26 protein-coding genes are annotated in these 26,224 nt (G+C 74.7%); 19 read left to right on the top strand and 7 right to left on the bottom strand.

Annotated elements, in window-relative coordinates:
* Positions 1 to 21: 21 nt before the first annotated feature.
* Both ACFQ80_RS19990 and ACFQ80_RS19995 read right to left on the bottom strand, forming a co-directional pair.
* Positions 22 to 834 carry an alpha/beta fold hydrolase gene (locus tag ACFQ80_RS19990; RefSeq protein ID WP_430564875.1) on the bottom strand — a complete coding sequence of 271 codons (813 nt, stop codon included), beginning with the start codon at positions 832 to 834 and terminating at the stop codon, positions 22 to 24.
* 11 nt (positions 835 to 845) lie between these two features.
* Positions 846 to 1,571, bottom strand: a complete 726-nt coding sequence (locus ACFQ80_RS19995) for a MerR family transcriptional regulator (RefSeq protein WP_430564876.1) — start codon at positions 1,569 to 1,571, stop codon at positions 846 to 848.
* 39 nt (positions 1,572 to 1,610) lie between these two features.
* Between ACFQ80_RS19995 and ACFQ80_RS20000 the strand changes: the two genes are divergently transcribed.
* The 10 genes from ACFQ80_RS20000 to ACFQ80_RS20045 all read left to right on the top strand — a co-directional run bounded on the left by ACFQ80_RS20000 (position 1,611) and on the right by ACFQ80_RS20045 (position 9,454).
* Entirely contained in the window at positions 1,611 to 2,105 is a 495-nt protein-coding gene (locus tag ACFQ80_RS20000) for a DUF6194 family protein (protein WP_430564877.1), read from the top strand.
* A 143-nt stretch (positions 2,106 to 2,248) separates the two neighbouring features.
* Positions 2,249 to 2,794 carry a hypothetical protein gene (locus tag ACFQ80_RS20005; RefSeq protein WP_430564878.1) on the top strand — a complete coding sequence of 182 codons (546 nt, stop codon included), beginning with the start codon at positions 2,249 to 2,251 and terminating at the stop codon, positions 2,792 to 2,794.
* A 104-nt stretch (positions 2,795 to 2,898) separates the two neighbouring features.
* Positions 2,899 to 3,294 (top strand): GntR family transcriptional regulator, encoded by a 396-nt coding sequence (locus ACFQ80_RS20010; RefSeq protein ID WP_430551292.1) that lies wholly within the window; start codon positions 2,899 to 2,901, stop codon positions 3,292 to 3,294.
* Entirely contained in the window at positions 3,291 to 4,253 is a 963-nt protein-coding gene (locus ACFQ80_RS20015) for an ATP-binding cassette domain-containing protein (protein ID WP_430551291.1), read from the top strand. The genes ACFQ80_RS20010 and ACFQ80_RS20015 overlap by 4 nt, the downstream gene beginning before the upstream one ends.
* Positions 4,250 to 5,023 (top strand): hypothetical protein, encoded by a 774-nt coding sequence (locus ACFQ80_RS20020; protein WP_430564879.1) that lies wholly within the window; start codon positions 4,250 to 4,252, stop codon positions 5,021 to 5,023. Before ACFQ80_RS20015 ends, ACFQ80_RS20020 begins: the two co-directional genes overlap by 4 nt.
* 5 nt (positions 5,024 to 5,028) lie before the next feature.
* On the top strand, positions 5,029 to 5,799 hold the full coding sequence (locus ACFQ80_RS20025) for a hypothetical protein (protein ID WP_430564880.1): 771 nt from the start codon (positions 5,029 to 5,031) through the stop codon (positions 5,797 to 5,799).
* 68 nt (positions 5,800 to 5,867) lie between these two features.
* On the top strand, positions 5,868 to 6,875 hold the full coding sequence (locus ACFQ80_RS20030) for an ABC transporter ATP-binding protein (protein WP_430564881.1): 1,008 nt from the start codon (positions 5,868 to 5,870) through the stop codon (positions 6,873 to 6,875).
* Positions 6,872 to 7,678, top strand: a complete 807-nt coding sequence (locus ACFQ80_RS20035; protein ID WP_430564882.1) for an ABC transporter permease — start codon at positions 6,872 to 6,874, stop codon at positions 7,676 to 7,678. The genes ACFQ80_RS20030 and ACFQ80_RS20035 overlap by 4 nt, the downstream gene beginning before the upstream one ends.
* 79 nt (positions 7,679 to 7,757) lie before the next feature.
* Positions 7,758 to 8,726 (top strand): bile acid:sodium symporter family protein, encoded by a 969-nt coding sequence (locus ACFQ80_RS20040; RefSeq protein ID WP_430551286.1) that lies wholly within the window; start codon positions 7,758 to 7,760, stop codon positions 8,724 to 8,726.
* Positions 8,723 to 9,454, top strand: a complete 732-nt coding sequence (locus ACFQ80_RS20045) for a glutamine amidotransferase (protein ID WP_430564883.1) — start codon at positions 8,723 to 8,725, stop codon at positions 9,452 to 9,454. The genes ACFQ80_RS20040 and ACFQ80_RS20045 overlap by 4 nt, the downstream gene beginning before the upstream one ends.
* Positions 9,455 to 9,520: 66 nt before the next feature.
* On the opposite strand, the gene ACFQ80_RS20050 is transcribed toward ACFQ80_RS20045, so the two are convergent.
* From ACFQ80_RS20050 to ACFQ80_RS20060, 3 genes are all read right to left on the bottom strand, one after another.
* A complete protein-coding gene (locus ACFQ80_RS20050; protein WP_430564884.1) occupies positions 9,521 to 11,839 on the bottom strand; it encodes an immune inhibitor A domain-containing protein in 2,319 nt (772 codons plus the stop codon).
* Positions 11,840 to 12,006: 167 nt separating this feature from the next.
* Positions 12,007 to 12,393, bottom strand: coding sequence for a DUF5655 domain-containing protein (locus ACFQ80_RS20055; protein ID WP_430551283.1), 387 nt, complete (start codon positions 12,391 to 12,393; stop codon positions 12,007 to 12,009).
* Between the two features lie 30 nt (positions 12,394 to 12,423).
* Positions 12,424 to 12,921, bottom strand: coding sequence for an NUDIX domain-containing protein (locus ACFQ80_RS20060; protein WP_430564885.1), 498 nt, complete (start codon positions 12,919 to 12,921; stop codon positions 12,424 to 12,426).
* A gap of 376 nt (positions 12,922 to 13,297) precedes the next feature.
* On the opposite strand from ACFQ80_RS20060, the gene ACFQ80_RS20065 reads away from it, so the two are divergent.
* From ACFQ80_RS20065 to ACFQ80_RS20075, 3 genes are all read left to right on the top strand, one after another.
* Positions 13,298 to 14,446: a 3-deoxy-7-phosphoheptulonate synthase gene (locus ACFQ80_RS20065; RefSeq protein WP_430564886.1), complete on the top strand. Its 1,149-nt coding sequence runs from the start codon at positions 13,298 to 13,300 to the stop codon at positions 14,444 to 14,446.
* Between the two features lie 159 nt (positions 14,447 to 14,605).
* Positions 14,606 to 15,178 carry a sigma-70 family RNA polymerase sigma factor gene (locus ACFQ80_RS20070; RefSeq protein ID WP_430551280.1) on the top strand — a complete coding sequence of 191 codons (573 nt, stop codon included), beginning with the start codon at positions 14,606 to 14,608 and terminating at the stop codon, positions 15,176 to 15,178.
* A complete protein-coding gene (locus ACFQ80_RS20075; protein ID WP_430564887.1) occupies positions 15,171 to 15,899 on the top strand; it encodes an anti-sigma factor domain-containing protein in 729 nt (242 codons plus the stop codon). The genes ACFQ80_RS20070 and ACFQ80_RS20075 overlap by 8 nt, the downstream gene beginning before the upstream one ends.
* Positions 15,900 to 16,039: 140 nt before the next feature.
* Here the strand turns inward: ACFQ80_RS20075 and ACFQ80_RS20080 are convergent, their stop codons facing one another.
* Positions 16,040 to 16,726 (bottom strand): fasciclin domain-containing protein, encoded by a 687-nt coding sequence (locus ACFQ80_RS20080; RefSeq protein ID WP_430564888.1) that lies wholly within the window; start codon positions 16,724 to 16,726, stop codon positions 16,040 to 16,042.
* 128 nt (positions 16,727 to 16,854) lie between these two features.
* Here ACFQ80_RS20080 and ACFQ80_RS20085 point away from each other — a divergent pair, with 128 nt between their 5' ends.
* The 3 genes from ACFQ80_RS20085 to ACFQ80_RS20095 all read left to right on the top strand — a co-directional run bounded on the left by ACFQ80_RS20085 (position 16,855) and on the right by ACFQ80_RS20095 (position 21,453).
* Entirely contained in the window at positions 16,855 to 18,705 is a 1,851-nt protein-coding gene (locus tag ACFQ80_RS20085) for a cytochrome c biogenesis protein DipZ (protein WP_430564889.1), read from the top strand.
* A gap of 154 nt (positions 18,706 to 18,859) precedes the next feature.
* Entirely contained in the window at positions 18,860 to 20,845 is a 1,986-nt protein-coding gene (locus ACFQ80_RS20090; RefSeq protein ID WP_430564890.1) for a LamG-like jellyroll fold domain-containing protein, read from the top strand.
* Complete coding sequence (locus ACFQ80_RS20095) at positions 20,842 to 21,453, top strand: hypothetical protein (RefSeq protein ID WP_430564891.1); 612 nt, start codon at positions 20,842 to 20,844, stop codon at positions 21,451 to 21,453. Before ACFQ80_RS20090 ends, ACFQ80_RS20095 begins: the two co-directional genes overlap by 4 nt.
* A gap of 31 nt (positions 21,454 to 21,484) precedes the next feature.
* On the opposite strand, the gene ACFQ80_RS20100 is transcribed toward ACFQ80_RS20095, so the two are convergent.
* Positions 21,485 to 22,867 (bottom strand): DUF4232 domain-containing protein, encoded by a 1,383-nt coding sequence (locus tag ACFQ80_RS20100; protein WP_430564892.1) that lies wholly within the window; start codon positions 22,865 to 22,867, stop codon positions 21,485 to 21,487.
* A gap of 139 nt (positions 22,868 to 23,006) precedes the next feature.
* Between ACFQ80_RS20100 and ACFQ80_RS20105 the strand changes: the two genes are divergently transcribed.
* From ACFQ80_RS20105 to ACFQ80_RS20115, 3 genes are all read left to right on the top strand, one after another.
* On the top strand, positions 23,007 to 24,275 hold the full coding sequence (locus tag ACFQ80_RS20105) for a glycosyltransferase family protein (RefSeq protein WP_430564893.1): 1,269 nt from the start codon (positions 23,007 to 23,009) through the stop codon (positions 24,273 to 24,275).
* On the top strand, positions 24,262 to 25,545 hold the full coding sequence (locus ACFQ80_RS20110) for a glycosyltransferase family 4 protein (RefSeq protein WP_430564894.1): 1,284 nt from the start codon (positions 24,262 to 24,264) through the stop codon (positions 25,543 to 25,545). Before ACFQ80_RS20105 ends, ACFQ80_RS20110 begins: the two co-directional genes overlap by 14 nt.
* Positions 25,542 to 26,224 (top strand): glycosyltransferase family 4 protein (locus ACFQ80_RS20115; protein WP_430564895.1); only part of this gene is annotated, 683 nt, incomplete at its 3' end. The genes ACFQ80_RS20110 and ACFQ80_RS20115, both read left to right, overlap by 4 nt.

The following is a 26,224-nucleotide window of genomic DNA, read 5'->3' on the forward strand; positions in this document are numbered from 1 at the left end:
GGCCCCGAGCCGTCCCGGCCGTCAGTGCGCGTCGAGGATCAGGCGCGTCACGCCTTCGGGGTCCTCGAGCATGGCCACGTGCCCGACCCCGGACAGGTACTCGAGCCGGGCGCCGGGGACGGCCTCGTAGCGGTGCGCGGACGCCGGGTCCCAGCGCGGGTCGGCGTCGCCGAAGATCACCAGCGGCGACGTCCCCGCGGCGGTGAGCCGGTCCGGCACCGACCGCTCGGCGAGATAGGCGGCGTAGCCGTCCATGACCTGCCGGAAGTCCCGGTAGCGGGTGCGGCGCACGTCGGCGAGGAAGCCGTCGGGCACCACCACGGGGCGTGCCGTCACCGAGCGGATCCCGCGGCGCAGCATCCCCGTGGTGCGCAGCGGCCAGAGCAGCGGGCCGAACGGTCGTCCCATGAGGACGCGCACGACCGCCGCCTCCGGGAGCATCGCGTCCGGGGCGGGCCCGGTGCTCAGCAGGACCAGCGCGCCGACCAGGTCCGCGCGTCGCTCGGCGAGCGCCGTCGCCACGTACCCGCCGCTGGAGTGCCCCACCACGGTCGCGGCGGTCGCGCCGAGCTCGTCGAGGAGCGCCGCGACCCGGTCGGCCTGCGCGGGGACGTCGTACGGGGGTGCCGGCGCCGAGCGACCGCAGCCGGGCAGGTCGATCGCGAGGACGCAGCAGGTCGCGGCGAGGGCCGGGATCGTGGGCGACCAGCTGGCGGCCGTCGCGCCCGACCCGTGCACCAGCAGCAGCGGCGGCGCGTCGGGCGGCCCGTCGACGACGACGTGGATGCCGGCCACGACCGCGTCGCGGCGGGGGCCGGTGGCAGGTTCCGTCACGGTTCCCAGCATCACCGGTCGCGTCCGCCGTCGCCGGGCGAAGGCTGCTCGACGACGACGGCGAGGTCCGCCCCCGCCCGCAGCAGGGCCACGGACCGTCCGGCGATCCGCTCCAGCCGCTCCCGCAGCGCGGCCTCGGCGTCGACCGTGCCGTCGAGGCCGTCCAGCGCTCCCACGACGGCGCGCAGCGCGGGGATGCCGTACCCCGCGGACCGCAGGGCGGCGACCACCCGGGCGGTGGCGATCGCGGCCGCGTCGTAGACGCGCGCCCCGAGGGAGCCCACCCGCTCGGGCGTCAGCAGGTGCTCGGCCTCCCAGTGCCGCAGCGCGGAGGTGCGCACCCCGAGCGCGTCGGCCAGCTCGGTGATCGTGAGGACGGCGCCGCTCGACGGGTCCGCGGGCTCGGCCCGGATCGTCGCCAGCGCGTCGAGGGCCTGGAGGGTTCGGGCGCGCTCCGTGGCGAGCTGCGCGTGCAGCTCGTCGACCGCGGCGGCCGCGTCGACGAGGGGCGCGCCCCGGACCTCGATCATCGTGCGCCGCGCGACGACGGGCCCGACGGCCGTGGCGAGCCCCCGGTAGGCGCGCGCGGCCCGGACATGACGCGCTCCATAGGCACGGTACCCGTTCGGCTCGCGGTCGGCGGGAGGCAGGACACCGAGCCGTTCGAGGTCGCGCACCTGCTGCACCGAGTAGCCGGTGGCGCGCGCGACGTCGACGGTCCGCTGCGGACGATCCATTCCCACCCCACAGAAGCACTTCAAGGTCACGCTTGAACCATGACGACGCCTACGAGTATGGACCAGATCATCGCGGCCGTGCGGCGGCTCGAGGGCGTGCTCGTCCTTCAGCCCCGCGCCGGCGACGGGACGCCCGAGCTCGCCTGGGGCGACGCGTTCTTCTACTACGCCCCCGACGGCCAGGTGCCGACCGCCGTGCAGCCGTACGGCACGGTCGTCACCAAGAACTACCCCGACGACGTCTCGTGCGACCTCGACCGACCCGACCGGTGGCGCGTGAACGTGCACGTGGGCCGCGACCGGCTGCGGGCGCTCGTCGGGGACCACGGGCCCGAGCGCGCCGTCGTCCCCGACGTCTTCCTCCCGCACCCGCTGTACGGCGACCTGGGGTGGCTGTGCGTCGTGAACCCGGGAGAGCGCACGGGCCGCAGGGTCGTGGAGCTGCTGCGCGAGGCGCACGACGCCGCCCGCCGCCGGTCCGAGCGCCGCCGGTCGCTCGGCGCACCCGTTCGCCCGGCCGACCCGGCGAGGTAGCCCGCGCCGTGCCGAGGTAGCCCGGGCCGTGCCGAGGTAGTTCCGGACCTGCCGAGGTAGTCCAGGGCGTGCCGAGGTGGTTCGCGCCCCGGCGGGCGGTCGCTCGGGCGGCGAGGACGCGGGCAGGCTCATTGACTGGACGGATGTCGTGGTCCGCGGACACCTGGTCGAGCCTCGCGTTCGTCGTCGCGGGCGCCTGGATCGTGACGACGGCGCACCGGAGCGCTGCGGGGGCGTCGTCGCGTGTGGCGCTCGGCGTCCTCGCGATGCTGGTCGGCGTCGGGTCGGTGGTGCAGCACGGCCCCGCGCCCTCGTGGAATCCCGTGGTGCACGACCCGCCGTTGCTGGGCGCGTACGCGCTCGTCGCGGCGGATGCCGTCGCCGACCTCGCCGGGCGGCGGCTGCGGGTCCGGTGGTGGCTCGTCCCGATGCTGGCCGACGTCGTGCTGGCGGCCCTCTGGCCCGGGGCGTCCGTCGTCGCGCAGGGAGCGGCGGCGGCCGTCGCCGTCGTGGCCGTGCTGCTGCGCGCCCGGGCCCGGCCGCGCCTACGGCCCCGCCTGCTCCTGGCGCTGGCCGTGCTCGGCGTCGGCACGGTCGTCGGGACGCTCTCGCACGCCGCCTGGCACGTGCTCGCGGCGTCCGCGATCGCGGTGGTCGCGCCCGCGGTCGGACGGCGCTCGCCGCACTGAGCGGGACGGACCTGCCGGAAAGGGTTGCGCGCCGGCATGGGTCTATGGTTCATTAGTCGAGTAATGAACCCCAGAACCACTGAACCTGCCGTGAGGAGGCCCGCGTGTTCGACGGACCCGAACCCATCTACGTGCAGATCGCCCAGATGATCCGCGCGCAGGTGCTCGCCGGTGAGCTCGCGGAGGAGGAGCAGGTCATGTCGACCACTCAGTTCGCCACGACGTTCCGCATCAACCCCGCCACCGCCGCCAAGGCCTTCACCGGCCTGGTGGACGAGGGCGTCCTGTACAAGCGCCGCGGGCTGGGGATGTTCGTCGCCCCCGGGGCGCGCGAGCGGCTGCTGGACCAGCACCGCAAGGCGTACTTCGACGACGTGCTCGGCCCGGCGCTCGCCCAGGCCGACCTGCTCGGCATCCCGACCGACGACCTCGTCGCGTACGTCCTCGGCACCGGCCACCGGAAGCCCGGCGGCCCCACGACCACCACGGAGGAGTCATGACCCCCGCACCCTTCGGCGCCCGTCTCGACGACGTCGTCGTCCGGTTCGGAGCGCAGCGCCGCCTGACCATGGACGGCGCGGCCGTCAAGGACGAGGGCGGCACCGCCCTGGACGGCGTCACCCTGGACCTGCGTCCCGGCGTGATCACCGGGATCCTCGGGCGCAACGGCGCCGGCAAGTCCACGCTGCTCTCGCTGCTCGCCGCGTTCAACCGGCCCACCGAGGGCACGGTCCGCGTCGGCACGGGCGAGCTGCTCGAGGACCCGTGGGAGAACCCGTGGGTGACCGCGAACGTGCAGTTCGTCCGCGAGAGCGGCGACCTCATGGACGACGAGCGGGTCTCCGAGACCCTCAAGTACTACGCCGACCTGCGCCCGTACTGGGACGCCGACCTGGCCGCGCGCCTGCTCGACCTGTTCGAGGTGAACCCGCGCAAGAAGCCGACGGCGCTCTCGCGCGGCAAGCGGTCCGCCGTCGGGGCCGTCATCGGGCTCGCGGCGCGTGCCCCGCTGACGATCCTCGACGAGGTCTACCTCGGCATGGACGCGCCCACCCGGTACGCGTTCTACGACGAGATCCTCGCCGACTACGCCGAGCACCCGCGCACGATCCTGCTGTCCAGCCACCTGGTCGAGGAGGTCGAGCGGCTCTTCGAGGACGTCGTCGTGCTGCACCGCGGTGCCGTGCTGCTCGCGGAGACCGCGGAGGAGATGCAGTCCCGCGGGTTCAGCCTCACGGGCCCGGTCGCCGCGGTCGAGGAGCTCGCCCGCGGCCGGCGCGAGCTGCACCGCCAGCGCCTCGGCGCGACGGTGCAGGTCACCGTCGAGGGAGCCCCGGACGACGGCGCCGCAGCCGCGGCGCGCGCGGCCGGCGTCGAGCTCGGCTCCCTGCCGCTGCAGGACCTGTTCGTGCGGCTCACGCAGCCGCAGGACGGCGAGCGGGCGGGGGAACCGCGATGAGCGCCGTCGTCACCCGCGCCGACCGCGACGCGTTCGTGGCCCGGGTGCACGCCCGCTCGGTGCGTCGGGTCGCGCGGTCCGTCGGCCAGGCGTCGCTCGTCATCGGGGGCGTGTTCTGGGCGATCTTCCTCGTCACGACCGTAGGCGTGCCGCTGGTCGTGCACCAGGCGGGCGGCGTGATGGGCGGGGGAGTGATGACCGGCGCCGAGTATGCGGCCCCGTGGTTCGCGCTCTCTCTCGGCATGATCGCGCTCGCCTCGCTCGTCGTCCCGCACCTGGCCGCCGGCGGCACGCGCCGGTCGCTGGCCGTGGGCGGCCTGCTGGCTGCGCTGGTCGCCGGCGTCGCCTACGGCGTCGCGTACGCGCTGATGCTGCTCGTGGAGCGCAGCCTCTTCGGGGCGCTCGGCTGGGAGTGGGAGCAGCTCGGCAGCGGGCTCGACGCCGGCAGCGCGTGGCTCGTGGTCACCGGCGTGGGCGAGGCGATCACCGTCGTCGTGTACATGCTGGTCGGGATGGCCGCCCAGGCCGCATACCGGACCTGCGGCGTGTGGCGCGGTACGGCGCTCCTGCTGCCGGGCCTGGCCCTGCTGTTCCTCGTGGACCACGCCACCCGCAACGGGGCGTTCGCGGACGCCCTCGGCGGCCTCGGGCTCGGCGGGGGCCAGGCGCCCGCGGCGCTCGGTCTCCTGCAGGCGGTCGTCGTCCTCGCCCTGGCCGTCGGCTGGATGTGGTGGCAGGTGCGTTCCCTCCGACTGCGGCCGACGAGGTGAGCGAGATGACGACCACGACGGCCCTCTCGACACCCGATGCCGGCACGCTCCAGCGGGTCGCGTCGGCGGCGGTCCGCCGCCGGTTCGTCCGGAGGCTGCTGGCCGCGGGCGCCTGGTTCTGGGGCATCTGGGCCTTCGTCGTCGCCGTGGTCCCGGCCGCCGTGGACCAGTGGGGCGGGGAGCTCGTCGGCCTGACCTACGAGCTGGCGGGCGCTCCGGCGCGATGGGTCGCCCTCGCGGTCGCGGCCATCTACTGCGGAGCCTGGCTCCGCGGGCACCTCGCGGCGGGCGGGACCCGCCGGTCGCTCGTCATCGGTGTCCTGCAGGGAGCAGCGATCGTCGGCCCCGTGTTCGGCGTGCTGACGGTCCTGCTCACCCTCGCCGAGGAGCGGGTCTTCCGTGCCATCGACGAGCCGTGGCCGGGAGGTGCCACGCCGCTGCCGCTCGACACGGTCGCCGGGATCGTCGTCACGATCGTCGGCGAGACCCTCGTCGTCCCGACCTATGCGCTCGTGGGCGCCGCGGCGATCGGCTACTACCGGGCGCTGCCGGTGCGCCTGTACCTCCTGGGCCCCCTGCACGCCGTCCCGCTGCTGGTCCCGCTCGCGATCGTCGACCTGTCGACGCGCACCGGTCTGCTCGGCATCCCGCTGCGCGGCGGGTACGACGACCCCGTCGTCGCGGCGCTCGTCGTCGCGGTCGGCGGCGTCCTCGCCGTCGCGGTCGCCGGCGTCGGAGCTCTCCGGCTGATGGCCCGCGTGCGGGTCCGGCCGTGAACCACCCGAACCTCGCTGTCCGAGAACACCGAGGACCCCTGAACCGCACGACCGAGAGGAGCACCGAGATGGCCGACCCCATCGTGGAGGTCAGAAACCTCCGCAAGACGTACGGACCGAAGGTGGCCGTGGACGACGTGTCGTTCGCCGTCCAGCCCGGCGAGATCTTCGGCATTCTCGGCCCCAACGGGGCCGGCAAGACGACCACCGTGGAGACGCTCGCCGGCCTGCGGCAGGCCGACGGCGGCACCGTGCGCGTGCGCGGCATCGACACGCAGCGCGACCCGGCGGCGGTCAAGGACATCCTGGGCGTCCAGCTCCAGGAGGCCACGCTGCACGACAAGATCACCGTGGGCGAGGCCCTGGACCTGTTCGCCGGGTTCTACACCGACCCGGTCGCCCCGGCGGACCTCCTCGAGCTGCTCGACCTCACCGAGCACGCGGACAAGCAGTTCGCGAAGCTCTCCGGCGGGCAGAAGCAGCGGCTGTCCATCGCGCTCGCCCTCGTCGGGAACCCGGAGATCGCCATCCTCGACGAGCTCACCACCGGGCTCGACCCGCAGGCGCGGCGCGCCACCTGGGACCTCGTCGAGCGGGTGCGGGCCACCGGCGTCACGATCCTCCTCGTCACGCACTTCATGGAGGAGGCCGAGCGGCTCTGCGACCGCCTCGTCATCATCGACGCCGGGCGCGTGGTGGCGGAGGGCACGCCGCAGGGCCTGATCGATGGGCTCGACGCCCGTCGCACGGTGGTCGTGCGGTTCGCCCCGGACGACGTCGCACGCGGGCGCGAGCTGCTCGCCGGCCTCGCCGACCGGGACCCCGAGGTCGCCACGGCCGAGGCGCAGGGCGACACGGAGGTGGCCGTCACCGGCACGCGCCGCGTGCTGTTCGCCGTCGTGCCCGCCCTCGCCGGCGCCGACCTCGTGCCCGACGACGTCCGCACTCTCACCCGGTCGCTCGAGGACGTCTTCCTCGCCGTCACGGGCCGCACCTACCAGCCGGACGCCCAGACCGACGTCCGGGACGACGCCCAGCTCGTCACCGCCACGACCCGAGAAGGAGACCGGTCATGACCGCGATCACCGCTGCCGCTCGCCCGTCCGCCGGTCGCGGCTGGCGCGGGTACGGACGCCTCCAGCGCACCGAGGCCCGAGTCTGGCTGCGCGACTTCGCCTCCGTGTTCTTCGGGATCCTCTTCCCGTCCGTGATCCTCCTGGGGGTCGGGTTCGGAATCCCCGGGATGCGGGAGCCGATCACCGACGCCCCTCCGGACTCGATCTGGTACGGCGTGACGCCGATCGCGACGTACCTGCCCACGGTGCTCGCCATGGCGATCGGGACGCTCGCCGTCCTGTCGCTGCCGGTCACGTTCGCCACGTTCCGCGACAAGGGGGTGCTGCGCCGCCTGTCCACGACGCCGCTCCGGCCGCAGGCGCTCATCGTGGCGCACCTGACGATCAACGTCGTCACGACGCTGGTGGGCGTCGCCCTCGCCCTCGTCGTGGCACAGGTCGCCTTCGGGCTGGTGCAGCCCGCGCAGCTCGGCGTCGTGCTCCTCGCGTTCGTGCTCGGCATGCTCGCGATGTTCTCCGTGGGCATGCTGCTGTCGGCCCTGCTGAGCAAGCCGTCGACGGCCAACGCCGTCGGCTCGCTCATCTACTTCCCCATGCTGTTCCTCGCGGGGCTGTGGACGCCGGGCCCGATCATGCCGGACGTCGTCCGCCAGATCGGCCAGTTCACGCCGATGGGCGCGACGGCGCAGGCCATGGACACCGGCTGGTTCGGGGAGGGCTTCCCGCTGCTGCAGATCGTCGTCATGGTCGTCTGGACGGCCGTGCTGCTGCCGCTCGCCGCCCGCCTCTTCCGCTGGTCCTGACCTCGCGGCGGAGGGCCTCCCGCCGGGAGGCTCTCCGCCGCACGCACGGTTGCCCGGACGGACGGTAGAGTCCCGGCCCATGCGCAGAGTGGCGGAGCTCGCCGGGAAGTGGTTCGCGGTGCTCGTGGTGCTGGGCGGGGTGGCGGGGCTGCTCGCACCGGACGCCCTGTCGCCGATCGCGGCACAGACCCCGCTGTTCCTCGGGATCATCATGTTCGGGATGGGGCTCACCCTGCGCGGCTCCGACTTCGGGCTCGTCGTGCGGCGGCCCTGGGCGGTGCTGCTCGGCGTGGTCGCGCAGTTCACGATCATGCCGACGCTGGCGTGGGGGATCGGGCACCTGTGCGGTCTCGAGGGCGAGGCGATGATCGGCATGATCCTCGTCGGCGCCGCCCCCGGCGGCACGGCGTCCAACGTCATCGTCTACCTGGCGAAGGGCGACACGGCCCTGTCGGTCACGCTGACCTCGGTGTCCACGCTGCTGGCGCCCGTGCTCACCCCCGCCCTCGTGCTGTGGCTCGCCGGGTCGCAGCTCGACGTCACCTACGGCGCGCTCGTCACGTCCATCGTGCAGATCGTGCTGTTCCCCGTGCTGGCGGGCCTGCTGGTGCGGACGTTCGCCGGCGGGATCGTGGAGCGGTACCTGCTGCCCTACCTGCCGCTGGTCTCCGTCCTCGGGATCGTGATCGTGGTGGCCGGGATCGTCGCCGCGAACGCCGACGCCGTGCTCAGCACGGGGATCCTCGTGGCGCTCGCCGTCATCCTGCACAACGGCCTGGGGCTGCTGCTCGGCTACGGCGCCGCGAGCCTGGCCCGGCTCGACGAGGCCGCGCGCCGCGCGGTGAGCGTCGAGGTGGGGATGCAGAACTCCGGCCTCGCGGCCAGCCTCGCCACCACGTACTTCACGCCGGCGGCGGCCCTGCCCGCCGCGCTGTTCTCGGTGTGGCACAACGTCTCGGGCTCCGCGCTCGCGTCGTTCTGGGCGCGGCGTCCCGTCGTCACGGACGACCGGCGTGCGTCCGCCGGGGCGTCTAGCCTGCGACCGTGAGGCCGTTCCTCTTCCTCGGCACCCGCGCGGAGGACGCCGCGGCCGACGGCGAGTACGAGGCCGTGCTGCGCTACTCCGGGCTGACGCCCGCGTCCCTGCGGCGCGTGCGTCTCGAGCGGGAGCCGCTGCCCCGCGTCGACCTCGACGCGCTCTCCGGGGTGATCGTCGGGGGCGGGCCGTTCAACTCCTCCGATCCCGAGCCCGAGAAGTCCGACGTCCAGCGTCGCGTCGAGCGGGAGATGGCCGCCCTGCTCGACGTGCTCGTGGAGCGCGACTTCCCGTTCCTCGGCGCCTGCTACGGCGTCGGGACGCTCGGCACCCACCAGGGCGGCGTCGTCGACCGCACCTACGCCGAGCCGGTCGGCCCGGCCGAGATCGAGCTGACCCCCGAGGGGCTGGAGGACCCGCTGCTCGCGGGGGTGCCCGCCCGCTTCACCGCGTACCTCGGCCACAAGGAGGCGGTGCGCGAGCTGCCGCCGTCGGCCACCCTGCTCGCCCGCTCCGCCGACGCTCCGGTCCAGATGTTCCGCGTGCGCCGGAACCTGTACGCCACGCAGTTCCACCCCGAGCTGGACCTGACCGGCATCGAGCAGCGGGTCGAGGTGTACCGCACGTACGGGTACTTCCCGCCCGAGGAGGGCGACCGCATCGTCGCGCGCTCGCGCGAGCACCAGGTCACCGAGCCGATGAAGATCCTGCGGAACTTCGTGGCCCGCTACGCCCGCTGAGACCTGTCAGGGCCACGTGCACGGTGCGGTGCACGTGGCCCTGACAGCTCTGCGGGGTGGTGAGGGTCAGCCCTTCTTGCGCGGCGTGGTGACGTCCACCGTCATCACGCCGTTCTTGCCGTTGACGGCCTTGACCTTGATCTTCGTGCCCGTGCCGCCGACGACGACCGACCCGCCGGGGTTCGTCGCGTCGTAGTAGGCGTTCGGGTCGGTGTCGTCGAAGACGCTGTCCGCCTTGTTCGACCAGGTGCGCAGCGTCGTCAGACCCGCCGCGGTCTCCCGGTGCAGGGTGAACGCGTCGGACTTGCCGAGGCCGAACGTCGCGTCGAACGCCTGGATGCGGTTGCGGGCGACCGTGCCGTCCGACCACCGCAGCGCCTGCGCGTTCGCGTCGACCGGCAGGGCCTGCCCGCCGCCCGGGTGCTGCGACGTGTTGTTGTCGCCGTAGAAGCTGTTCGCGTACCAGACCAGCAGGCCGTCCTGGTACGGGTAGTGCTCCACGGTGTTCGGCTTCGACGAGGTCCAGCCGAAGTTGTACGGCCCGGTCTTCAGGGTCGAGTCGTAGCCGGCGTACTGCCGGTTCTCCGCCACGTAGTAGTGCGAGTACTCGACCTCGTAGGTGCCGTCCGCGCCGATGACGTGGAAGCCGTCGTTCGTCCAGCCCGCGAACCCGTCGGCGAAGTCCTCGGTCAGCGCGTCGCCCACGGCCACGTCGTCGACCGTGAGACCCAGCAGGTTGAGGCCGCCGTCGCTCTGGTAGCGGAAGCGGATCTGCGCGTCCTGGCCGGCGTAGTCGGCGAGGTCGGCGGTGAGGTCCACCCACTTCTTGCCCGAGTCGCCCGAGATGCCGCCGTTCGCGTCCTCGTCGGAGAGGTTGGTCGCCAGCGGGGTCCAGCTGGAGCCGCCGTCGGTCGAGACCTCCGCGAACGCGTGGTCGTAGCCCGGTTCGATGGCGTACTGCACCTTGGCGGTGAGGGACGCCCCGTCGGGCACGGTGAACGACGGCGACGTGAGCGTGTAGTTCGCGTTGCTGCCGGTGCCGGAGTAGGCGAACTGCCCGTCGTACGGGTCGACGCCGAGGTCGACGTCCTTGACGCCGTCCGGCAGGTTCACCACGACCGCCTGCGGCTTCGTCGTCGCGTGGTACGACGGGCCGAGCTTGACGGTGGCGCGCTCGCCCTGGTCGACGGTGGCGTAGTCGAGCCAGCCGAGGAACATCTTCTCCGTGGCGCCCATGTGGTTCGGCGTGGTGCCGATGGTGCCGTCGCCGTGGCCCAGCCAGGAGCCCGAGCTCATGAGGTTCCAGAAGCCGGTGCCGTTCTCGCCGCCCTCGGTGTCGTAGTAGTCGGGCAGACCGAGGTCGTGGCCGAACTCGTGCGCGAAGACGCCGAGCCCGCCGTTCTCCGGCTCCGTCGTGTAGTCACGGATCCAGATGTCGGAGTCGCCGATCTTGATGCCGCCGACCTTCGGGAACCCGGCCGGGCCGTTGGTGCCCAGCGGGTTGACCGCCCACCGGTGCGACCAGATGGCCGACTCCGGGGCGCCGGCCTCCTCGCCCTCGCCCGCGTGGATGGCCTGGAAGTGGTCGATGTAGCCGTCCGGCTCGTCGAAGATCCCGTCGCCGTCGATGTCGTAGCGGTCCCAGACGTCGAACGACTGGAGGTACTCGTCGATCTCCTCGGCCGTCTTGCCCTGCGCGACCTGGTCCGCGTACCAGGCGTCGGCCGAGTCCTGCACGAACCGCGTCATGTCCGTGTTCGACTCGGTCTGCCCGTACGACGCCGAGTTGTACGGCACGGTCACCCAGTCGGACACGTCGCCCTGCAGGTCGAACCGGCCCGACGACATCTCGTCGTAGACGCCGGCGAACGACTCGCCGTTCTGGTCCTCCAGCCCGGTGAAGAACATCTCCTTGTAGTGCTCCTGGGAGAAGTTCTCCTCCCAGTAGGTGGAGTTGTCGCTGCGCGTGGGCTCCGGGATCTCGTTGTGCTCCGGCCCGGTCTGCGGGGCGTCGGGGAATCGCGGGTCGGCCTGGTCGCCGAAGTCGACCAGGAACGTGAGCAGCTGCGCCGTCTGCTCGGTCTCGTACTCGACCCACTGGTTCTTGCCGACCTTCACCGACTTCGACGTGTGGGCGCCCTTGCCCAGCGTCTGCACGGTGGCGTCGCCCATGGCGACGCGGTCGACGGCCTCCTGCTTGAGCGCGGTGCGCTTCTCCGCCAGCGGGTCGGGACGGTCGTCCTCCTTGACGTGCGCCGCGGGGTCGGACGGTGGGGCGTCGGGCGCGGGCGCCGAGGACGCCGACGCCGCGATGCCGGGAACGAGGACGGCGGCGGTCAGCAGGGCTCCCGCTGCGCCGAACGCGCTCGTGGTGCGTGCTCTCACGGTTTTCCTCCAGGGGTGTCGGAGCGACCCGGCCGTGGGGGCCGGGCACCGTCGTGCGGGGGCGCGTCGGTGCGCCCGAGCAAACTGTGGCGGGGCACACATAACCACTTCCACGTTTCACCCGCGAGACGAACGGGGGCACGTGTCGCCGACCGGGACGGACGTGCTCAGCCCGCGGCGTCGTACGCCTCGCGCACCCAGGCGGCGACCTCGTCGTCCAGCTCGGCCGCGTCGTGGACCTCGACGTGGTGCGTCCACGCCCTCGACGTCGGGTGCACCACCTGCGTCACGCGCGGGGAGCGGTCCTCGCGCGGGAGGACGAACGTGACGACGGCGGGCGCGTCGACGTGGTCGCGGACCCCCACCCACGGCGGCCAGACGAACGCGAACCCGCGCCGGCGGCGGAACGCGACCTGCGTCCTCGTGGTGCGCGTCGTGACGTCGTCGCCCGTCACGTCCGCGACGAGGTCCGCGAACGCCCGGCAGATCGCCAGGCCCGCGGGGGAGTGCGCGAACAGCTCCTCGGGGGTGGACGGGGTGGCGGGGGTCGGCACGGGCGCCATCCTCTCGGGGCGGGCGGACGGTCAGCGCACGAAGTACGGGGCCCCGGAGCCGGCGGCGAGCCAGCCGAGGGCGTGTCCCAGCCGCTCCGCGGACGACGGCGCGAGATCCGCCGGGACGTCGTCGGGCGCGAACCACGCGACGTCGGTGGACTCGTCGTCGGCGACGTGCGCCCGCGCGGCGGCGACAGGGCTCGCCGCCCGGCACAGGAAGCACAGGTCGAGGTACTGCGACCGGTCGCCGTTCGGGTACTCGACCGGCGGGGTGACGGTGACCGCCACGAGCGCGTCGACGACGACGTCGACGCCCGTCTCCTCGAGCGCCTCGCGGGCCAGGCCGACGGCCGGGTCCTCGCCCGGCTCGAGGATCCCGGACACCACCGCCCACAGGCCGTTGTCGGCGCGGCGGCCGAGCAGCAGCCGGCCGTCGTCGTCGAGCACGACGGCGGACACCCCCGGCAGCCACAGCAGGTCGTGGCCGACGTGGGAGCGCAGGGCGGAGACGAAGTCGGGCACCGGCATGCGTCGACACTACGAGGGTCCGCCCGGTGTCGCCGGACCGGGCTGCCGGACCGGGCTGCCGGACCGGGCTGCCGGACCGGATGGTGGACGCGAGTGGACGGAGGCGGGGACGGCGACGTACCGTCCTCGTCGTGGACACCCGTTGGTATTGGCGCTTTACGCCGGCTCCGGTAGGAGCTCGGCGGGCTGACGCCTGACCGACGACTACTCCGGAGCCAGCACAGGGCCTGGGACGCATCGTGCGTCCGGGGCCCTTCGTCGTCAGACGGGCCGCTCCGGTCGGGCATGGACCACGGTTCGAGAAGACGCCGCGACGACGACGCCGAGCCTCCACCCCCCGACCGCCCCGCCGCCGACACCCTCCAGGAGCCCCACCATGAGCACCGCCACCAGCGCCACCCCCGCCGCCACCGACCGCACCGCGCCGTCCGAACCCGCCCGGCCGCATACTGACCTGATGGCAGAGACCTCCGACCTGCGGGTCCGCGCGCTCGACCCGCTGCCCGCGCCTGGCGCCATGCGGGCGGAGCTGCCGCTCGGCACCCCGCGCAGCGACCTCGTGACGACCTCCCGCCGCGAGGTGCGCGACGTCCTGCGCGGCGAGGACGACCGGCTCCTCGTCATCGTCGGCCCGTGCTCCGTGCACGACCCGGCGGCCGCCCTCGACTACGCCCGCCGCCTGGCGCCGGTGGCGCGTGAGCTGTCCGACGACCTGGTCGTCGTGATGCGGGTGTACTTCGAGAAGCCGCGCACCACGGTCGGCTGGAAGGGCCTCATCAACGACCCGCACCTGGACGGCTCCCACGACGTGCACCACGGCTTGCGCCTGGCGCGCGAGGTGCTGCTGGGCGTGCTCGACGCAGGCGTGCCCGCCGCGTGCGAGTTCCTGGAGCCCACCAGCCCGCAGTACATCGCCGACGCCGTGACCTGGGGCGCGATCGGCGCGCGCAACGCGGAGTCGCAGGTGCACCGGCAGCTGGCGTCGGGGCTGTCGATGCCGGTCGGCTTCAAGAACGCGACGGACGGCGACGTGCAGATCGCCGTCGACGGCTGCATCACGGCGGCGAGCGAGCACACCTTCTTCGGGGCGGACGCCGAGGGGCGGGCGGCCGCCGTCGAGACGACCGGCAACCCGGACTGCCACGTCATCCTGCGCGGCGGGCGCGGCGGCCCGAACTACTCGGAGAAGGACGTGGCGGACGCGCTGGCGGTGGCGCGCACGTCCGGCCTCGGCGGGGCGGTGGAGGCGGGCGTCGTGGTGGACGCGTCGCACGGCAACTCGGGCAAGGACCACGTGCGGCAGGCCGAGGTCGTGCGCGAGCTCGCGGCGCGCGTCGCCGACGGCGAGCGGGACGTCACCGGCCTCATGATGGAGAGCTTCCTCGTGGCGGGCGCGCAGAAGCCGGGGCCGCTCGACGGGCTCGTCTACGGCCAGTCCGTCACCGACTCCTGCCTCGACTGGGACACCACGGCGGACCTGCTGGGAACGCTGGCCGCCGCCGTCCGCGCGCGCCGCGAGGCCTGATCGGGCCGTCGTGCGTGCGGCGTGACGCGCGGCACACGGCACCGACCCATCCACGGGGCCGCCGGCGTCGAACCTGAGGTGTCCCGGACGGTCCGGGACCGGACACGCGGGGAGCGGATGGCGATCGATCCGGCCGGGCCGGTGCGGCAGACTGGCCAGGTGCCGCCAGCCACGACGCCTCCGAGGTCGGCCGACGCCGCCCTGGTGGCGTGCGTCGGCGCGGACCCGGCCACGTTCGGTCCGGTCTACGACGCGCTCGCCCCCGTCGCGCACGGGACGGCGCTCGGCGTGCTGCGCGACCCCGACCACGCCGCCGAGGTGACCCAGGAGGTGATGGTGGAGGTGTGGCAGACCGCAGCCAGGTTCGACCCGGCGCGCGCCTCCGCGCGCACCTGGGTCGCGACGCTCGCCCGGCGGCGCGCCGTCGACCGGGTGCGCGCCGAGCAGGCGCGACGCGACCGCGACCAGCGGGACGTCGACGCGTCCGTCGCCGGCGCCCCCCGCGACGTCGTGATCGAGGACGTCGAGCGACGGCTCGAGGGGGCGGCCGTGCGCCGCTGCCTCGACTCGCTGACCGCGACCCAGCGGGAGGCGGTCGTCGAGGCCTATTACGGGGGCCGCACGTACCGGGAGGTCGCGGAGCGGCTCGGCGCCGCGCTGCCCACCGTCAAGAGCCGGATCCGCGACGGCCTCGGCCGCCTGCGCGACTGCCTGGGGGTGGCCCGTGGCTGACGACGACGCCACGCGCGATGCCTGGGACCTGCTCCCCGCGTATGCCCTCGACGCCGTGGACGACCTCGAGCGCCGCGCCGTCGAGCGGCTGCTGGAGTCCGACCCCGACGCGCGGCGTGCCCTCGACGAGTACCAGGACGTCGTCGCCGCGTTCGCGGTGGAGCACGAGCCGCCCGCGCACGTGCGCGACGCCGTGCTCGCCCGGGTGGCCGGCATGCCGCAGGCCGCGGCACGTGGCGCGGCCCCCGACGCGCCGGCGACGCCCGCCGTCCGGCCGCGCCGCCGCTGGGGCCTGGTCGCCGCCGCGGCGGCCGCGGTGGTCGCGGTCGCAGTGCCGACCACGATCGCCGTCCAGGAGCACCGCGAGGCGGTCCGGCTGGAGGCGCAGGCCGACCGGGTCGCGCAGATGCTCGCCGACCCGGAGGCGCGCCTCGTCACGGCGCCCGTGGAGGGCGGCGGCGAGGCCACCGCTCTGGTCTCGGGCGGCGACGTCCTGGTCTCCGCCGAGGGCATGCCCGCCCCGGGCGAAGGTCACGACTGGCAGCTGTGGATCGTCGCCGACGACACGCCCGTGTCCGCGGGCCTGATGCCGACGGCCTCCGGCGGCGTGTCGCGCGCGCTCGTCGAGGGCGGCGCCGGGCACGTGGTCGCCGTGACGCTGGAGCCGGCGGGCGGCTCGGCGCAGCCGACCACCGACCCCGTGCTGGCGATCGAGTCCTGACCCGCGGGCACCGGTCCGCACGAGGTCCCCGCGCGTCTGTCTCCGCGCCCCGTTCCATGCACGCCGAAGGGCCGCCGCACCCCCTGCGTGCGGCGGCCCTGCGAGCCTCGTGACGGACGACCGGTGTCCCCGGCGCGGCGTCACATCGGCGGCATCAGCACCGAGTCGACGAGGTAGACGGTGGCGTTCTGCGTCATGACGCCCCCGCAGACGACGTTGGCGTCGTTGACCTTGAGCTCGTCGCCGGAGCCGGTGACCTCGAGGGTGTCGCCCTGGACGGTCTCGTGCTCCCCGACGACGTCCTCGGGCAGGATCTGGCCGGGCACCACGTGGTAGGTGAGCACCGTGGTCAGGAGGTCGGCGTCGGTGGAGAGGGTGTCGAGGGCCTCCTGGTCCACCTTCCCGAACGCGTCGTCGACCGGCGCGAACACGGTGAACTCGCCGCCGTTGAGCGTGTCGACCAGGTCGACGTCGGGGTTGAGCTCGCCGCTGACGGCCTGCGTGAGGGTCTTCAGCATCGGGTTGTTGGACGCGGCCACGGCGACCGGGTCGGTCGACATGCCCGTGATGGAGCCGGCGCCGTCGGGCACCTGCTCGGCGTAGGCGTCGCAGCCCGGGCCGACGAGGTTCGCCGCCGGGTCGGCGGACATGTCGTCGCTCATGGCCTCCGACGGCTCCTCGGAGGCCATCGGCGACTCCTCCGTCATCGTCTCCTCGGAGCCGGACCCGGCGTCGGCGCCGGAGTCGGACGAACAGGCCGCGAGCCCGAGCAGGGCCAGGGTGGCGAAGCCGGCGGCGGCGGTGCGGGTACGAGTGCGGACGTTCATCGTTCTCTCTCCTTGCGTCGTCGCCCCTCCGGTCCCGGGGCGCTCGTCCGGGGTTCGGAGTGGGCGGCGCACCGGATGGGTGTCGTCGGCGATCCCATCCGCCGGCCCCTCCGTTCCGAACGACGGGCATGGAGACCCTGGTCCTGATCGGCCTGCTCGGTGGCCTCATCACCGGCATCTCGCCGTGCATCCTGCCCATGCTCCCGGTGATCTTCTTCGCCGGCGGGGTGCAGGGCGCCCGCGAGCCGGCGCTGCGCTTCGACGTGCCGACGGCGGTGCGCACGGGCGCGGGCGGGCAGGTCGAGACCGGCGTCGCGACGGCGGGCGAAGGAGCCCCCGCCGTCGGACCGGCGGACCGGCCCGCCCGGCGCCGTGCGCGGTCGTGGCGGCCCTACCTCGTGATCGCCGGGCTGGTGCTGAGCTTCAGCACGATGACGCTGCTGGGCTCGCTGGTCCTCGGCGCGCTCGGGCTGCCGCAGGACCTGCTGCGCTGGGTGGGCATCGTGCTGCTCGCGGCCCTGGGGGTGGGGATGATCGTGCCGCGGTTCGAGGAGGTGCTGGAGCGGCCCTTCCTGCGGCTCGCGTCGCTCGGGTCGCGCCGCGCGGCCGGACAGGACCGGGGCGCGTTCGTGCTCGGCCTCGGGCTGGGGGTGCTCTACGTGCCGTGTGCGGGCCCGGTCCTCGCGGCGATCACGGTCGCGGGCGCGACGGGAGACATCGGGCCGGGGACGGTGGCCCTCACGGTGTCGTTCGCCGTCGGCGCGGCGGTGCCGCTGCTGGTCTTCGCCCTCGCCGGACGGCGCGTCGCGGAACGGGTCTCGGCGTTCCGCCGCCACCAGCGCGGCATCCGGGTCACGGGCGGCGTCGTCGTCCTCCTGCTCGCGGGGGCGCTCGCGCTGAACCTGCCCCAGCAGCTGCAGCGCGCGCTGCCGGACTACACCGGCGCGCTGCAGCAGCAGGTCGACGAGAACGCCTCCGTGCAGGACGCGCTGGACCTGGGCGGCATCGTCACCGACGCGAACCGGGAGCTGTCGAACTGCGCCAACGGGTCGGCGGAGCTGGCCGACTGCGGCACCGCGCCACCGCTCACGGGCATCACGCGGTGGCTCAACACCCCGGGCGGCGAGGCGCTGGACCTGGCCGACCTGCGCGGCAAGGTGGTGCTCATCGACTTCTGGACGTACTCCTGCATCAACTGCCAGCGCGCCATCCCGCACGTGAGCGCCTGGTACGACGCGTACCGGGACGCCGGCCTCGAGGTGATCGGCGTGCACACGCCGGAGTTCGCCTTCGAGCGCGAGACGCGCAACGTCGTCGCCGGCGCCCGAGACCTCGGCGTCGAGTACCCGATCGCGCAGGACAACTCGTACTCGACCTGGACGACGTACCGGAACCGCTACTGGCCCGCCGAGTACCTGATCGACGCCGAGGGGACTGTCCGGTACATCAAGCACGGCGAGGGCGACTACGGCGTCACCGAGCAGCACGTCCGCGACCTGCTGCGCGCCGCCGACCCGGACGTCGAGCTGCCGCCCGCCACCGACGTCGCGGACACGACGCCCGGCGAGGAGACGACGCCCGAGACCTACCTCGCCCTCAACAAGGTGTTCAACTACTCGGGCTCGCCCGAGTACGGCTCCGGCCGGGAGGCGTACTCCCACCCGGACGACCAGGCCCGCGACACCTTCTCCCTCGGCGGCACGTGGGACGTCGACTTCCAGGGCGCGACGGCCGCCTCCGACGACGCGACCCTGCGGCTCGCGTACCGCTCGACCGACGTGTTCACCGTGCTCGGCGGCGAGGGGACGGTCACCGCGCGCGTGCTCGCCGACGACGGCAGCGTGCGCGCCGAGCGCGAGATCGACGTGGCCGGCAACCCCACCCTGTACGACGTGCTGCGCGGCGACGGGCAGACCGACGGGATCGTGGAGCTCGACGTGCCCGACGGCATCGCGGTCTACACGTTCACGTTCGGCTGAGGGCCGCGCCGGGGTTGGTGCGAGCGGGTGAAAAACAGGTCCTGCGGTTCGCTGGGGCGACAGGATCCGCTACCTTTCGGTCGGACTTGTCCGAGATGCGACGGTCCGGGCGACCTGCGCTGGTCGCGTCGAGGACGACGAACGGTGGTCAACGGTGGTTCGACGACGTCAGCTCCTGGCAGCGCTCGCCCTTGCTGGACTCGTGCTGACGGGAGGCGCCACGACGGCGACGGCCTCACCCGGTGCCGCACCGCAGCTCGAGACGACGGAGGTACCGAGCAGGCAGGTGGTCCTCGAGTCCGGCCCGCGCGCATGGACGGCGCTGCGCAGCGGCGCCCCGACCAGCACGGCGGGCTTCGGGTTCGACGGCGACCGTGTCGTCGGGCAGTGCGTCGGCGAGGGCGGGCGCGGCTGCCCTGCGCGCGGGGTGCAGCGCGTGGCCTACGACTTCGGGGACCTCGGCGACCCGGCCGCGCTGGCCGACGGCGTGCTGGTCGCCGCGACGCTGTCGCTCCCGGTGGGCCGTGACCAGGCGTGCGGGATCGACGACGTCCGGGTGCACGCGGTGCCGGCCGTGACCGTGGCGACGACGTGGTCCGCTTCGACGCCCGGGTGGAGGTCCACAGGCGCGGACCTCTCAGGCGCGGGCTGCGGCGGCGACCGGCGCGTCGACGTCGACGTCACCCGGGCCGTGGGACAGGCCGTGCGCTCCGGCGGCCCGCTGGCGTTCGGCCTCGCCGCGGCGGACGAGGACTGCCGGGGCTGCGGTCGGGCAGCCTTCGGCCCCGACGCGACCCTGACCGTCGAGCTGCGGGCGACGGACACCGTCGTCGCGCTGGGCACAGTCCGGCCGGAGACGTCGTGCGCGGCGGGCGACGACCGCCCGGCGGTCCGCTCGACGACGCCGACCCTGGTGGCCGAGCTCTCCAACGCGCGCGAGCCGTTCCCGTCCTCGATGAGCGCCGAGTTCGCCGTGCGCGACCTCGCGACGGGCGACGAGCTGTGGCGGTCGGTCCCGACCACGCCGCAGGCGTCGGGGGTGACCCACTCCGTCAAGGTCCCGGACGGGGTCCTCGCCGAGGGCGGGACGTACGGGTGGACGGCGCAGGCGGTGCTGCCGAGCGGCGACGTCACGGAGCTGGTCGGCTGCGAGCTGACGGTGGACGTGACGGCACCCGGCGAGACCGTCGTCACCCCGGTCGAGGGGTACCCCGCCGTCTACCTCGAGGACGGGACCGCGGGCGGGGTCGGGATGACCGGCGGGTTCCGGTTCGACGTGCCGGGCTCCGACGACGTGGCCTACGTGCAGTACTCGACCGTGGGTGACGCCCTGTTCGACCGCGCGCAGCCGGGGGAGGTCGTCGAGCTCACGCCGAGCTATGCCGGCCCGACCGTCCTGTACGCCCAGGCGGTGGATGCCGCGGGGAACGTCGGCCCGCGGCGGGAGTACCGGTTCGTGGTCGCCTACCCCGTGGCCCGCGGTGCGACCTGGTGGTTCGACGAGCTCGCGGGGACGACGGCGGGCAGCACCCTCGGCGGCGGCAACGCGCTCACCCTGTCCGGCACGGACCTGTGGTCGCCCGGTCCCTGGGGCGTCCCGGGCGACGGCGCGCTGACCTTCGACGCCGACTCCGACGTGGCGGCGACCGACGGCGCCGTCGTCGACGCGGCTGGCAACGTCACCGTGGCGGCGTTCGTGCGGCCCGACGCCGACGGCGCCACCGCGTCCGTCGTCACACAGGGGGAGGACGGACGGCCGGGCTTCACGCTCGGCACCGTCGCCGACGACTCCTGCACGTCGGCGACCGGCACCTGCTGGGCGTTCTCGGTCGCCACCGGTGACGGCGGAACGTCGACGACAGCGGTGTCCGGTGTCGCCCCCGAGCCCGGCAGCTGGGTCTTCCTCGCGGGGATGCGGAACGCCGCGACGGGCGCCGTCGACCTGTGGACCTGCTCCCTCACCGGGATGGGGGCGCCCGTACGGTCCGGTCGGGCGCAGGCAGGGCCGCTCACGGCCGCGCCGTCCGGGCCGGTCACCGTCGGCGGCGGCGCCTGGCGCGGCGCCGTGGACGGCGTCCGCGTGCTCGACTCCGTGCAGGACGAGTCGAAGATCCGGCGCTGGTGCTTCGGGGCGATGTGAGCACACGGCGGGTCCGGCGTTCGACCGTCGCGGCCGTCGGCGCGGCGGTGCTGGCGGCCGCGGCCCTCGGCGGGTGGTGGGGGCTGTCGGCGAGCGCCGACGTCGAGCTCGGGTCGATGTCTTCGTCGGGCGCCGGCTACAGGGACGAGTGCACGTACCCGGATGAGGGCTTCTGGGCGCTCTTCGCCGCGGACCAGGACGTCGCCGTCGTGCAGACCGTCCGCAACGACGCCCGGTGGCCGATCACCGTGACGAGCCTGCTGCCCGACGTCTTCCGGTTCGGCGCGGTCGCCGCCGACCCGCGGGACGACTTCGCGTTCGACCCGTCGGACGGCCCGCCGCCCGGCACGACCGAGACGGTCGAGATCCCGCCCGGCCGTGAGGTGGCGATGTGGGTCGTGGGTCCCTGGGGGCGGCTGGACGCGGACGCGAATCGTGGCGGCCCGGCGGGCATGCGCACGGGGATCGAGCACGCGCCGGTCCGCGTCCGTTCGCTCGGGATCGCGCGGGAGACGGATGTCCAGCTCGAGAAGATGCTGTGGGTCAGCGACCTCGACCTCGGCTCGCGACAGTTCCAGGACGAGATCACGGAGCTGTGCACGGAATGAACCGTTCACGCCGGTCGAGGTGCGTGACGCCTCACGACCAGCCCTCCGCCGCCTGCGCCCACGGGCCGACGCGCACCTCGGCGCCGTCGAGCACGTCGAGCTCGGCGGTCGGGGTCAGCGGGACCGGATCTCCGTCCGGGACGGCGGCGACGTCCACCGTCGTGGTGACGTCCGGGTCGTTCGCCGTCGACATGGCCCGCCACTGCACGGTGGCCAGCGCGCGCTCGCCCGCCGGCACGACGACGCGGCCCGCGACGACGCCGGGCGCGGACGGCTCGGTCGTGACGTCGTCCTGCGGCTCGCCGTCGGCGTCCCGGAAGGTCAGCCGCGGCACGCCGTCGAGGGCGCACGGCCGCCCGGACACGTTCTCGGCGAGCACGGCGAGGTACCGGCCGCCGGCCGCGGCGTCCGGCGTGCCGAGGGTGAGGCGGAGGTCGTCGCCCGCGCAGGCCGGGGCGTCGTCGTCGGCCGGCCACGCCCCGACGCCAGCGGGCAGCGGCACGGTGTGCTCCTCGGGCGTCGGGGGCGGCGCGGCCGCGACCCAGCCGTCGACGCGCGCGGCGTAGCCCGGCTCGGTGAGCGTGTACGCGAGGTGGCGGCCCCCGGCGTCGCGGGCGGGGTCGTCGAGCCAGCGCGCGACGCCGTCCGCCTCGGGGGACGACGTCGGCCCGGCGAGGCCGACCTGGAGCGTCAGCGCGGTGTCGTCCGCCGCCGTCGTGCCCGGGGGGAACCCCGCGTGCACGACGACCGACGCCACGCCTGGCCGCCCGGCCGCGTCGACGGCCAGCCGCGCGGCCGCCACCACGGGGACGCGCCCGGAGGCGTCGTACCGCACGGCGTCGTCGGCGGTGCCGAGCGACGCGGCGATCTTGTGCTCCGCGGCCTCCTCCGCCAGCCGCACGAGTCCCTCTCCGTCGGCCGCCTCCGCGCTGACGCCGCTCACCGTCGTCGCGCCGGCGTCACGGAGGACGACGGCGTCAGCGACGGAGGACGCGTCGCCGTCCTCGGTCACCCACGCGGTCAGCGGGTAGACCTCGACGCCATGCACCGTCCGCGGGTCGCCGGTGTGCACCGCCGTGGTGCGGGACAGCGTGCGCACCCCGTCGACCCGCGTCGCCGCGAGCAGACCGTCCGCCCGCGCGGCGGCCGCGCTTGCGGCCTCGGGGGAGAGTCCGTCGTCCAGCACGACGTCGACCGTCGCGAGGGCGACGTCGCCGTCCTTCGCGTCGCGGAAGGCCACCTCGTAGCCGGTGACCTCCGCGGAGACGACGCCGGGGAGGTCGGCGACCCGGCTGGCGGCCGCGCGCAGCTCGTCCGGCACGGGGTCCCAGGGGCGCCAGACGACGACGAGAGCCGCGAGCGCGGCGGCCACGATCAGGGCGCTCACCAGCACGAAGATGCGTCGTCGGGTCACGACGGGAGCGTGCCAGACCGGCGGGACGGGTGAGCGGCGGACCTGGGCGTGCCCTGTGCAGATGCTGCGCCCTTCCGGATGAGAACCCCCTCATGGTCGCCTCATCCGTGACTCAGGCAACCTCCGCAGGGTGACCAGGGTGCGACAGATATCAGCGGTCGAACCCGAGCTCCCGGCGCGACGCCGGGTCGCGTTCTACTCCCACGACACGCAGGGCCTCGGCCACGTGCGGCGCACGTCGCTGCTGGCGCGCGCGGTGGTGGACGCCGACCCGGACGTCGACGTCCTCCTCCTGTCCGGCGCGCGGGAGGCGACGAGCCTGCCGCTGCCGGAGCGCACGGAGGTCGTGACGCTGCCGCGCGTCGGCAAGGACGCGGAGCGGGGCTACGGCCCACGCGCTTGGGGCGGCACGCTGGACGACGTCGTCCGCGTCCGGGCGGGCGTGCTCGACGGCGCGCTCGCCGCGTTCCGCCCCGACGTGCTCGTGGTGGACAAGGTGCCGCTCGGCGTCGGCGGCGAGCTGCTGCCCGCGCTGCGGCGGCTGCGCGCCGAGGGCGGGACCGCGTGCGTGCTCGGGCTGCGCGACGTGCTCGACACCCCCGAGGTCGCCGTCCGCGAGTGGCACGAGCAGCGCAGCACGTCCGTCGTCGAGCGGTTCTTCGACGAGGTGTGGGTGTACGGCGACGCGCACGTCTACGACCCGCTCGCCGAGTACGCGCTGCCCGACCACATCGCCGCCCGCACGGTGTTCACCGGATACCTCGGTCGCGGTCGCGCGTCCACGCCCCTCAACGAGCCGGTGCGCGAGGGCGAGCCCTACGTCCTCTGCCTGGTCGGCGGCGGGCAGGACGGCGCGTCCCTCGCGGAGGCGTTCGCCGCCGCGTCGCTGCCCGCGGGCCACCGGGGAGTGCTCGTCACCGGGCCGTACCTGCCGGCGGCCGCCCGCGACCGGCTGGACGCCGTCGCCTCGGGCCGCGACGACCTCGAGGTGCACGCGTTCGTCCGCGACGTCGTCCCCCTCGTCGAGGGCGCCGCCGCCGTCGTGACCATGGGCGGCTACAACTCCGTGTGCGAGCTGCTCGCGTCCGGCCGCCCCGGCCTGGTCGTGCCGCGCACGCACCCCCGCGCCGAGCAGCTCGTGCGGGCCTGCCGGCTCGCCGACCTCGGGCTGCTCGACGTCCTCGTCGGCCCGATCGCCCCCGAGCGGGTCGGCGCCTGGCTCGCCCGCACCGCCGCCGCCGACGACGCGCCCCGGCGGCCCGAGGTCGACGTCGACCTCGACGGGCTGGCGCGCGTCCCTGAGCTCGTGGTCGGGCTCGCCGACCGCGTCGCGACCCCCGCCCGCGCGGGGGCCGCCACCCCGCACCCGCAGGACCAGCAGGAGGAGGAGCACCGTGCCACGGCCTGAGACCACCCCCAGGACTCCCTCGACGACGGCATCGACCCCGCGCGTCGGCTACGTGACCAAGATGTACCCGCGCTTCTCGGAGACGTTCGTCGTCAACGAGGTGCGGGGCCTGGAGCGCCGGGGCGTGGAGATCGAGATCTTCTCCCTGCGCGCGCCCGTCGACACGCGGTTCCACGCGGCGCTCGCGGCTGTCGCCGCGCCGGTGCGCTTCGTGCCGCGCGCGGCCCGCGCCGCGGACGCCTGGTCGGCGCTCGCCCAGGCCCACGATCGGCTCGACCTCCGCGGCCTGCCGGCCGCCACCCTCGCGGACCTGCTCGTCGCCGACCCGGAGGACGCCGTCCAGGCGCTGTGGGTGGCGTCGGCCGCGCACGACGCCGGGCTCACCCACCTGCACGCGCACTTCGGGTCGGTCGCGACGACGGTCGCGCGGCTCGCCGCCGCCGTCCTGGGGATCGGGTACACGTTCACCGCGCACGCGAAGGACATCTTCCACGAGTCGGTGGACCCCGCCGACCTGCGGACGAAGCTCGCCGACGCGCGCGCCGTCGTCACCGTGAGCGACCACAACCTCGCTCACCTGCGCGACACCTACGGGCCGGCGGCAGGCGGCGTCGTGCGCGTGTACAACGGGCTCGACCTCGACGAGTACGCCCGCGCGACGGCGCCACGGCGGCCGGGGCGGGTGTGCGCCGTCGGGCGCCTCGTGGAGAAGAAGGGGTTCGGCGACCTCCTCGACGCGCTCGCCCTCCTCGTGGCGGACGGCCGTGACGTGCACCTCGACCTCGTCGGGTCCGGCCCGCAGGAGGCCGAGCTGCGCGACCGTGCCGCCGCGCTGGGCCTGCTGCGGGACGGCGCGGAGCACGTGACGTTCCACGGCCCGCTGCCGCAGGACCTGGTGCGCGACGTCGTCGCGCGTGCCGCCGTCTTCGCCGCGCCGTGCGTGCTCGGCGCCGACGGCAACCGCGACGGCCTGCCCACCGTGCTGCTGGAGGCGATGGCCCTCGGCACCCCCGTCGTCTCGACGCCGGTCACCGGCATCCCCGAGGCGGTGCGCGACGGCGCGACCGGCCGGCTCGTGCCGCCCGGCGACGCCCCGGCGCTCGCCGCGGCGCTCGGCGCCCTGCTCGACGACCCCGGCGAGGCGCAGCGGCTCGCCGACGGCGCGCGGGCGCTGATCGAGGCCGAGTTCGACGTCGTCGGCACGTCCCGCCGCCTGCTGGACGTGCTGGAGAGCGCGGCGGCCACCGTCGCGGAGGGGAGGGCGGCATGAGGGTCGCGTACGTGAGCTCCGACCCGGGCGTCCCCGTGTTCGGCCGCAAGGGGTCGTCCGTGCACGTCCAGGCCGTGCTGCGCGAGCTGGTGCGCGCCGGCGCCGAGGTGCACGTCGTGACGACGCGCCCCGGCGGGGACGTCCCCACCGACCTGTCGGACGTCGTCGTGCACGAGGTCCCGGTGGCGCCGACCCGGTCGACGGCGGAGCGCGAGGTCGCGCTGCGGGAGTCGGACGCACAGGTGAACGGGATCCTCACGGGGATCGCCGCTGGCGAGGGCCTCGACCTGGTCTACGAGCGCCACTCCCTGTGGGGCACCGCCGCGACGGCGTGGGCGCGCGACGTCGGCGTCCCCAGCGTGCTGGAGGTGAACGCGCCGCTCGTCGCCGAGCAGCGCACCCACCGCGACCTGGTCGACGAGGTCGGCGCCGAGCGCTGCGCCTGCGCGGCCGTCGGTGCCGCGACGGCCGTCGTCGCCGTCAGCGGTCCCGTCGCGGCCTGGGCCGCCGACCGCGCCGGCGAGCACCCCGCCAAGGTCCACGTGCTGGCGAACGGCGTGGACACCGGGCGGATCGTTCCGGCCGCGGACCGGTGCGGGGGCCGTCGCGACCTGCCGGACTCTTCGCGCGGACGTATCCCTCCCGAAGTGGAGGGCGCCCTGGCGCCCGTGAACGCGTC

Origin of the sequence: Isoptericola sp. NPDC056578, from assembly GCF_042793275.1 — a bacterium.
In the GTDB taxonomy this organism is placed as follows: Bacteria; Actinomycetota; Actinomycetes; order Actinomycetales; family Cellulomonadaceae; genus Isoptericola.

Excerpts from the sequence above, each read along its gene's own strand:
- ACFQ80_RS20000 (WP_430564877.1), top strand. The coding sequence starts at position 1,611 with ATGACGACGCCTACGAGTATGGACCAGATCATCGCGGCCGTGCGGCGG.
- ACFQ80_RS20030 (WP_430564881.1), top strand. The coding sequence starts at position 5,868 with ATGGCCGACCCCATCGTGGAGGTCAGAAACCTCCGCAAGACGTACGGA.
- ACFQ80_RS20040 (WP_430551286.1), top strand. The coding sequence starts at position 7,758 with ATGCGCAGAGTGGCGGAGCTCGCCGGGAAGTGGTTCGCGGTGCTCGTG.
- ACFQ80_RS20085 (WP_430564889.1), top strand. The coding sequence starts at position 16,855 with ATGGAGACCCTGGTCCTGATCGGCCTGCTCGGTGGCCTCATCACCGGC.
- ACFQ80_RS19995 (WP_430564876.1), bottom strand. The coding sequence starts at position 1,571 with ATGGATCGTCCGCAGCGGACCGTCGACGTCGCGCGCGCCACCGGCTAC.
- ACFQ80_RS20060 (WP_430564885.1), bottom strand. The coding sequence starts at position 12,921 with ATGCCGGTGCCCGACTTCGTCTCCGCCCTGCGCTCCCACGTCGGCCAC.
- ACFQ80_RS20065 (WP_430564886.1), top strand. The coding sequence starts at position 13,298 with ATGAGCACCGCCACCAGCGCCACCCCCGCCGCCACCGACCGCACCGCG.
- ACFQ80_RS20035 (WP_430564882.1), top strand. The coding sequence starts at position 6,872 with ATGACCGCGATCACCGCTGCCGCTCGCCCGTCCGCCGGTCGCGGCTGG.
- ACFQ80_RS20005 (WP_430564878.1), top strand. The coding sequence starts at position 2,249 with ATGTCGTGGTCCGCGGACACCTGGTCGAGCCTCGCGTTCGTCGTCGCG.
- ACFQ80_RS20020 (WP_430564879.1), top strand. The coding sequence starts at position 4,250 with ATGAGCGCCGTCGTCACCCGCGCCGACCGCGACGCGTTCGTGGCCCGG.
- ACFQ80_RS20015 (WP_430551291.1), top strand. The coding sequence starts at position 3,291 with ATGACCCCCGCACCCTTCGGCGCCCGTCTCGACGACGTCGTCGTCCGG.
- ACFQ80_RS20080 (WP_430564888.1), bottom strand. The coding sequence starts at position 16,726 with ATGAACGTCCGCACTCGTACCCGCACCGCCGCCGCCGGCTTCGCCACC.
- ACFQ80_RS20025 (WP_430564880.1), top strand. The coding sequence starts at position 5,029 with ATGACGACCACGACGGCCCTCTCGACACCCGATGCCGGCACGCTCCAG.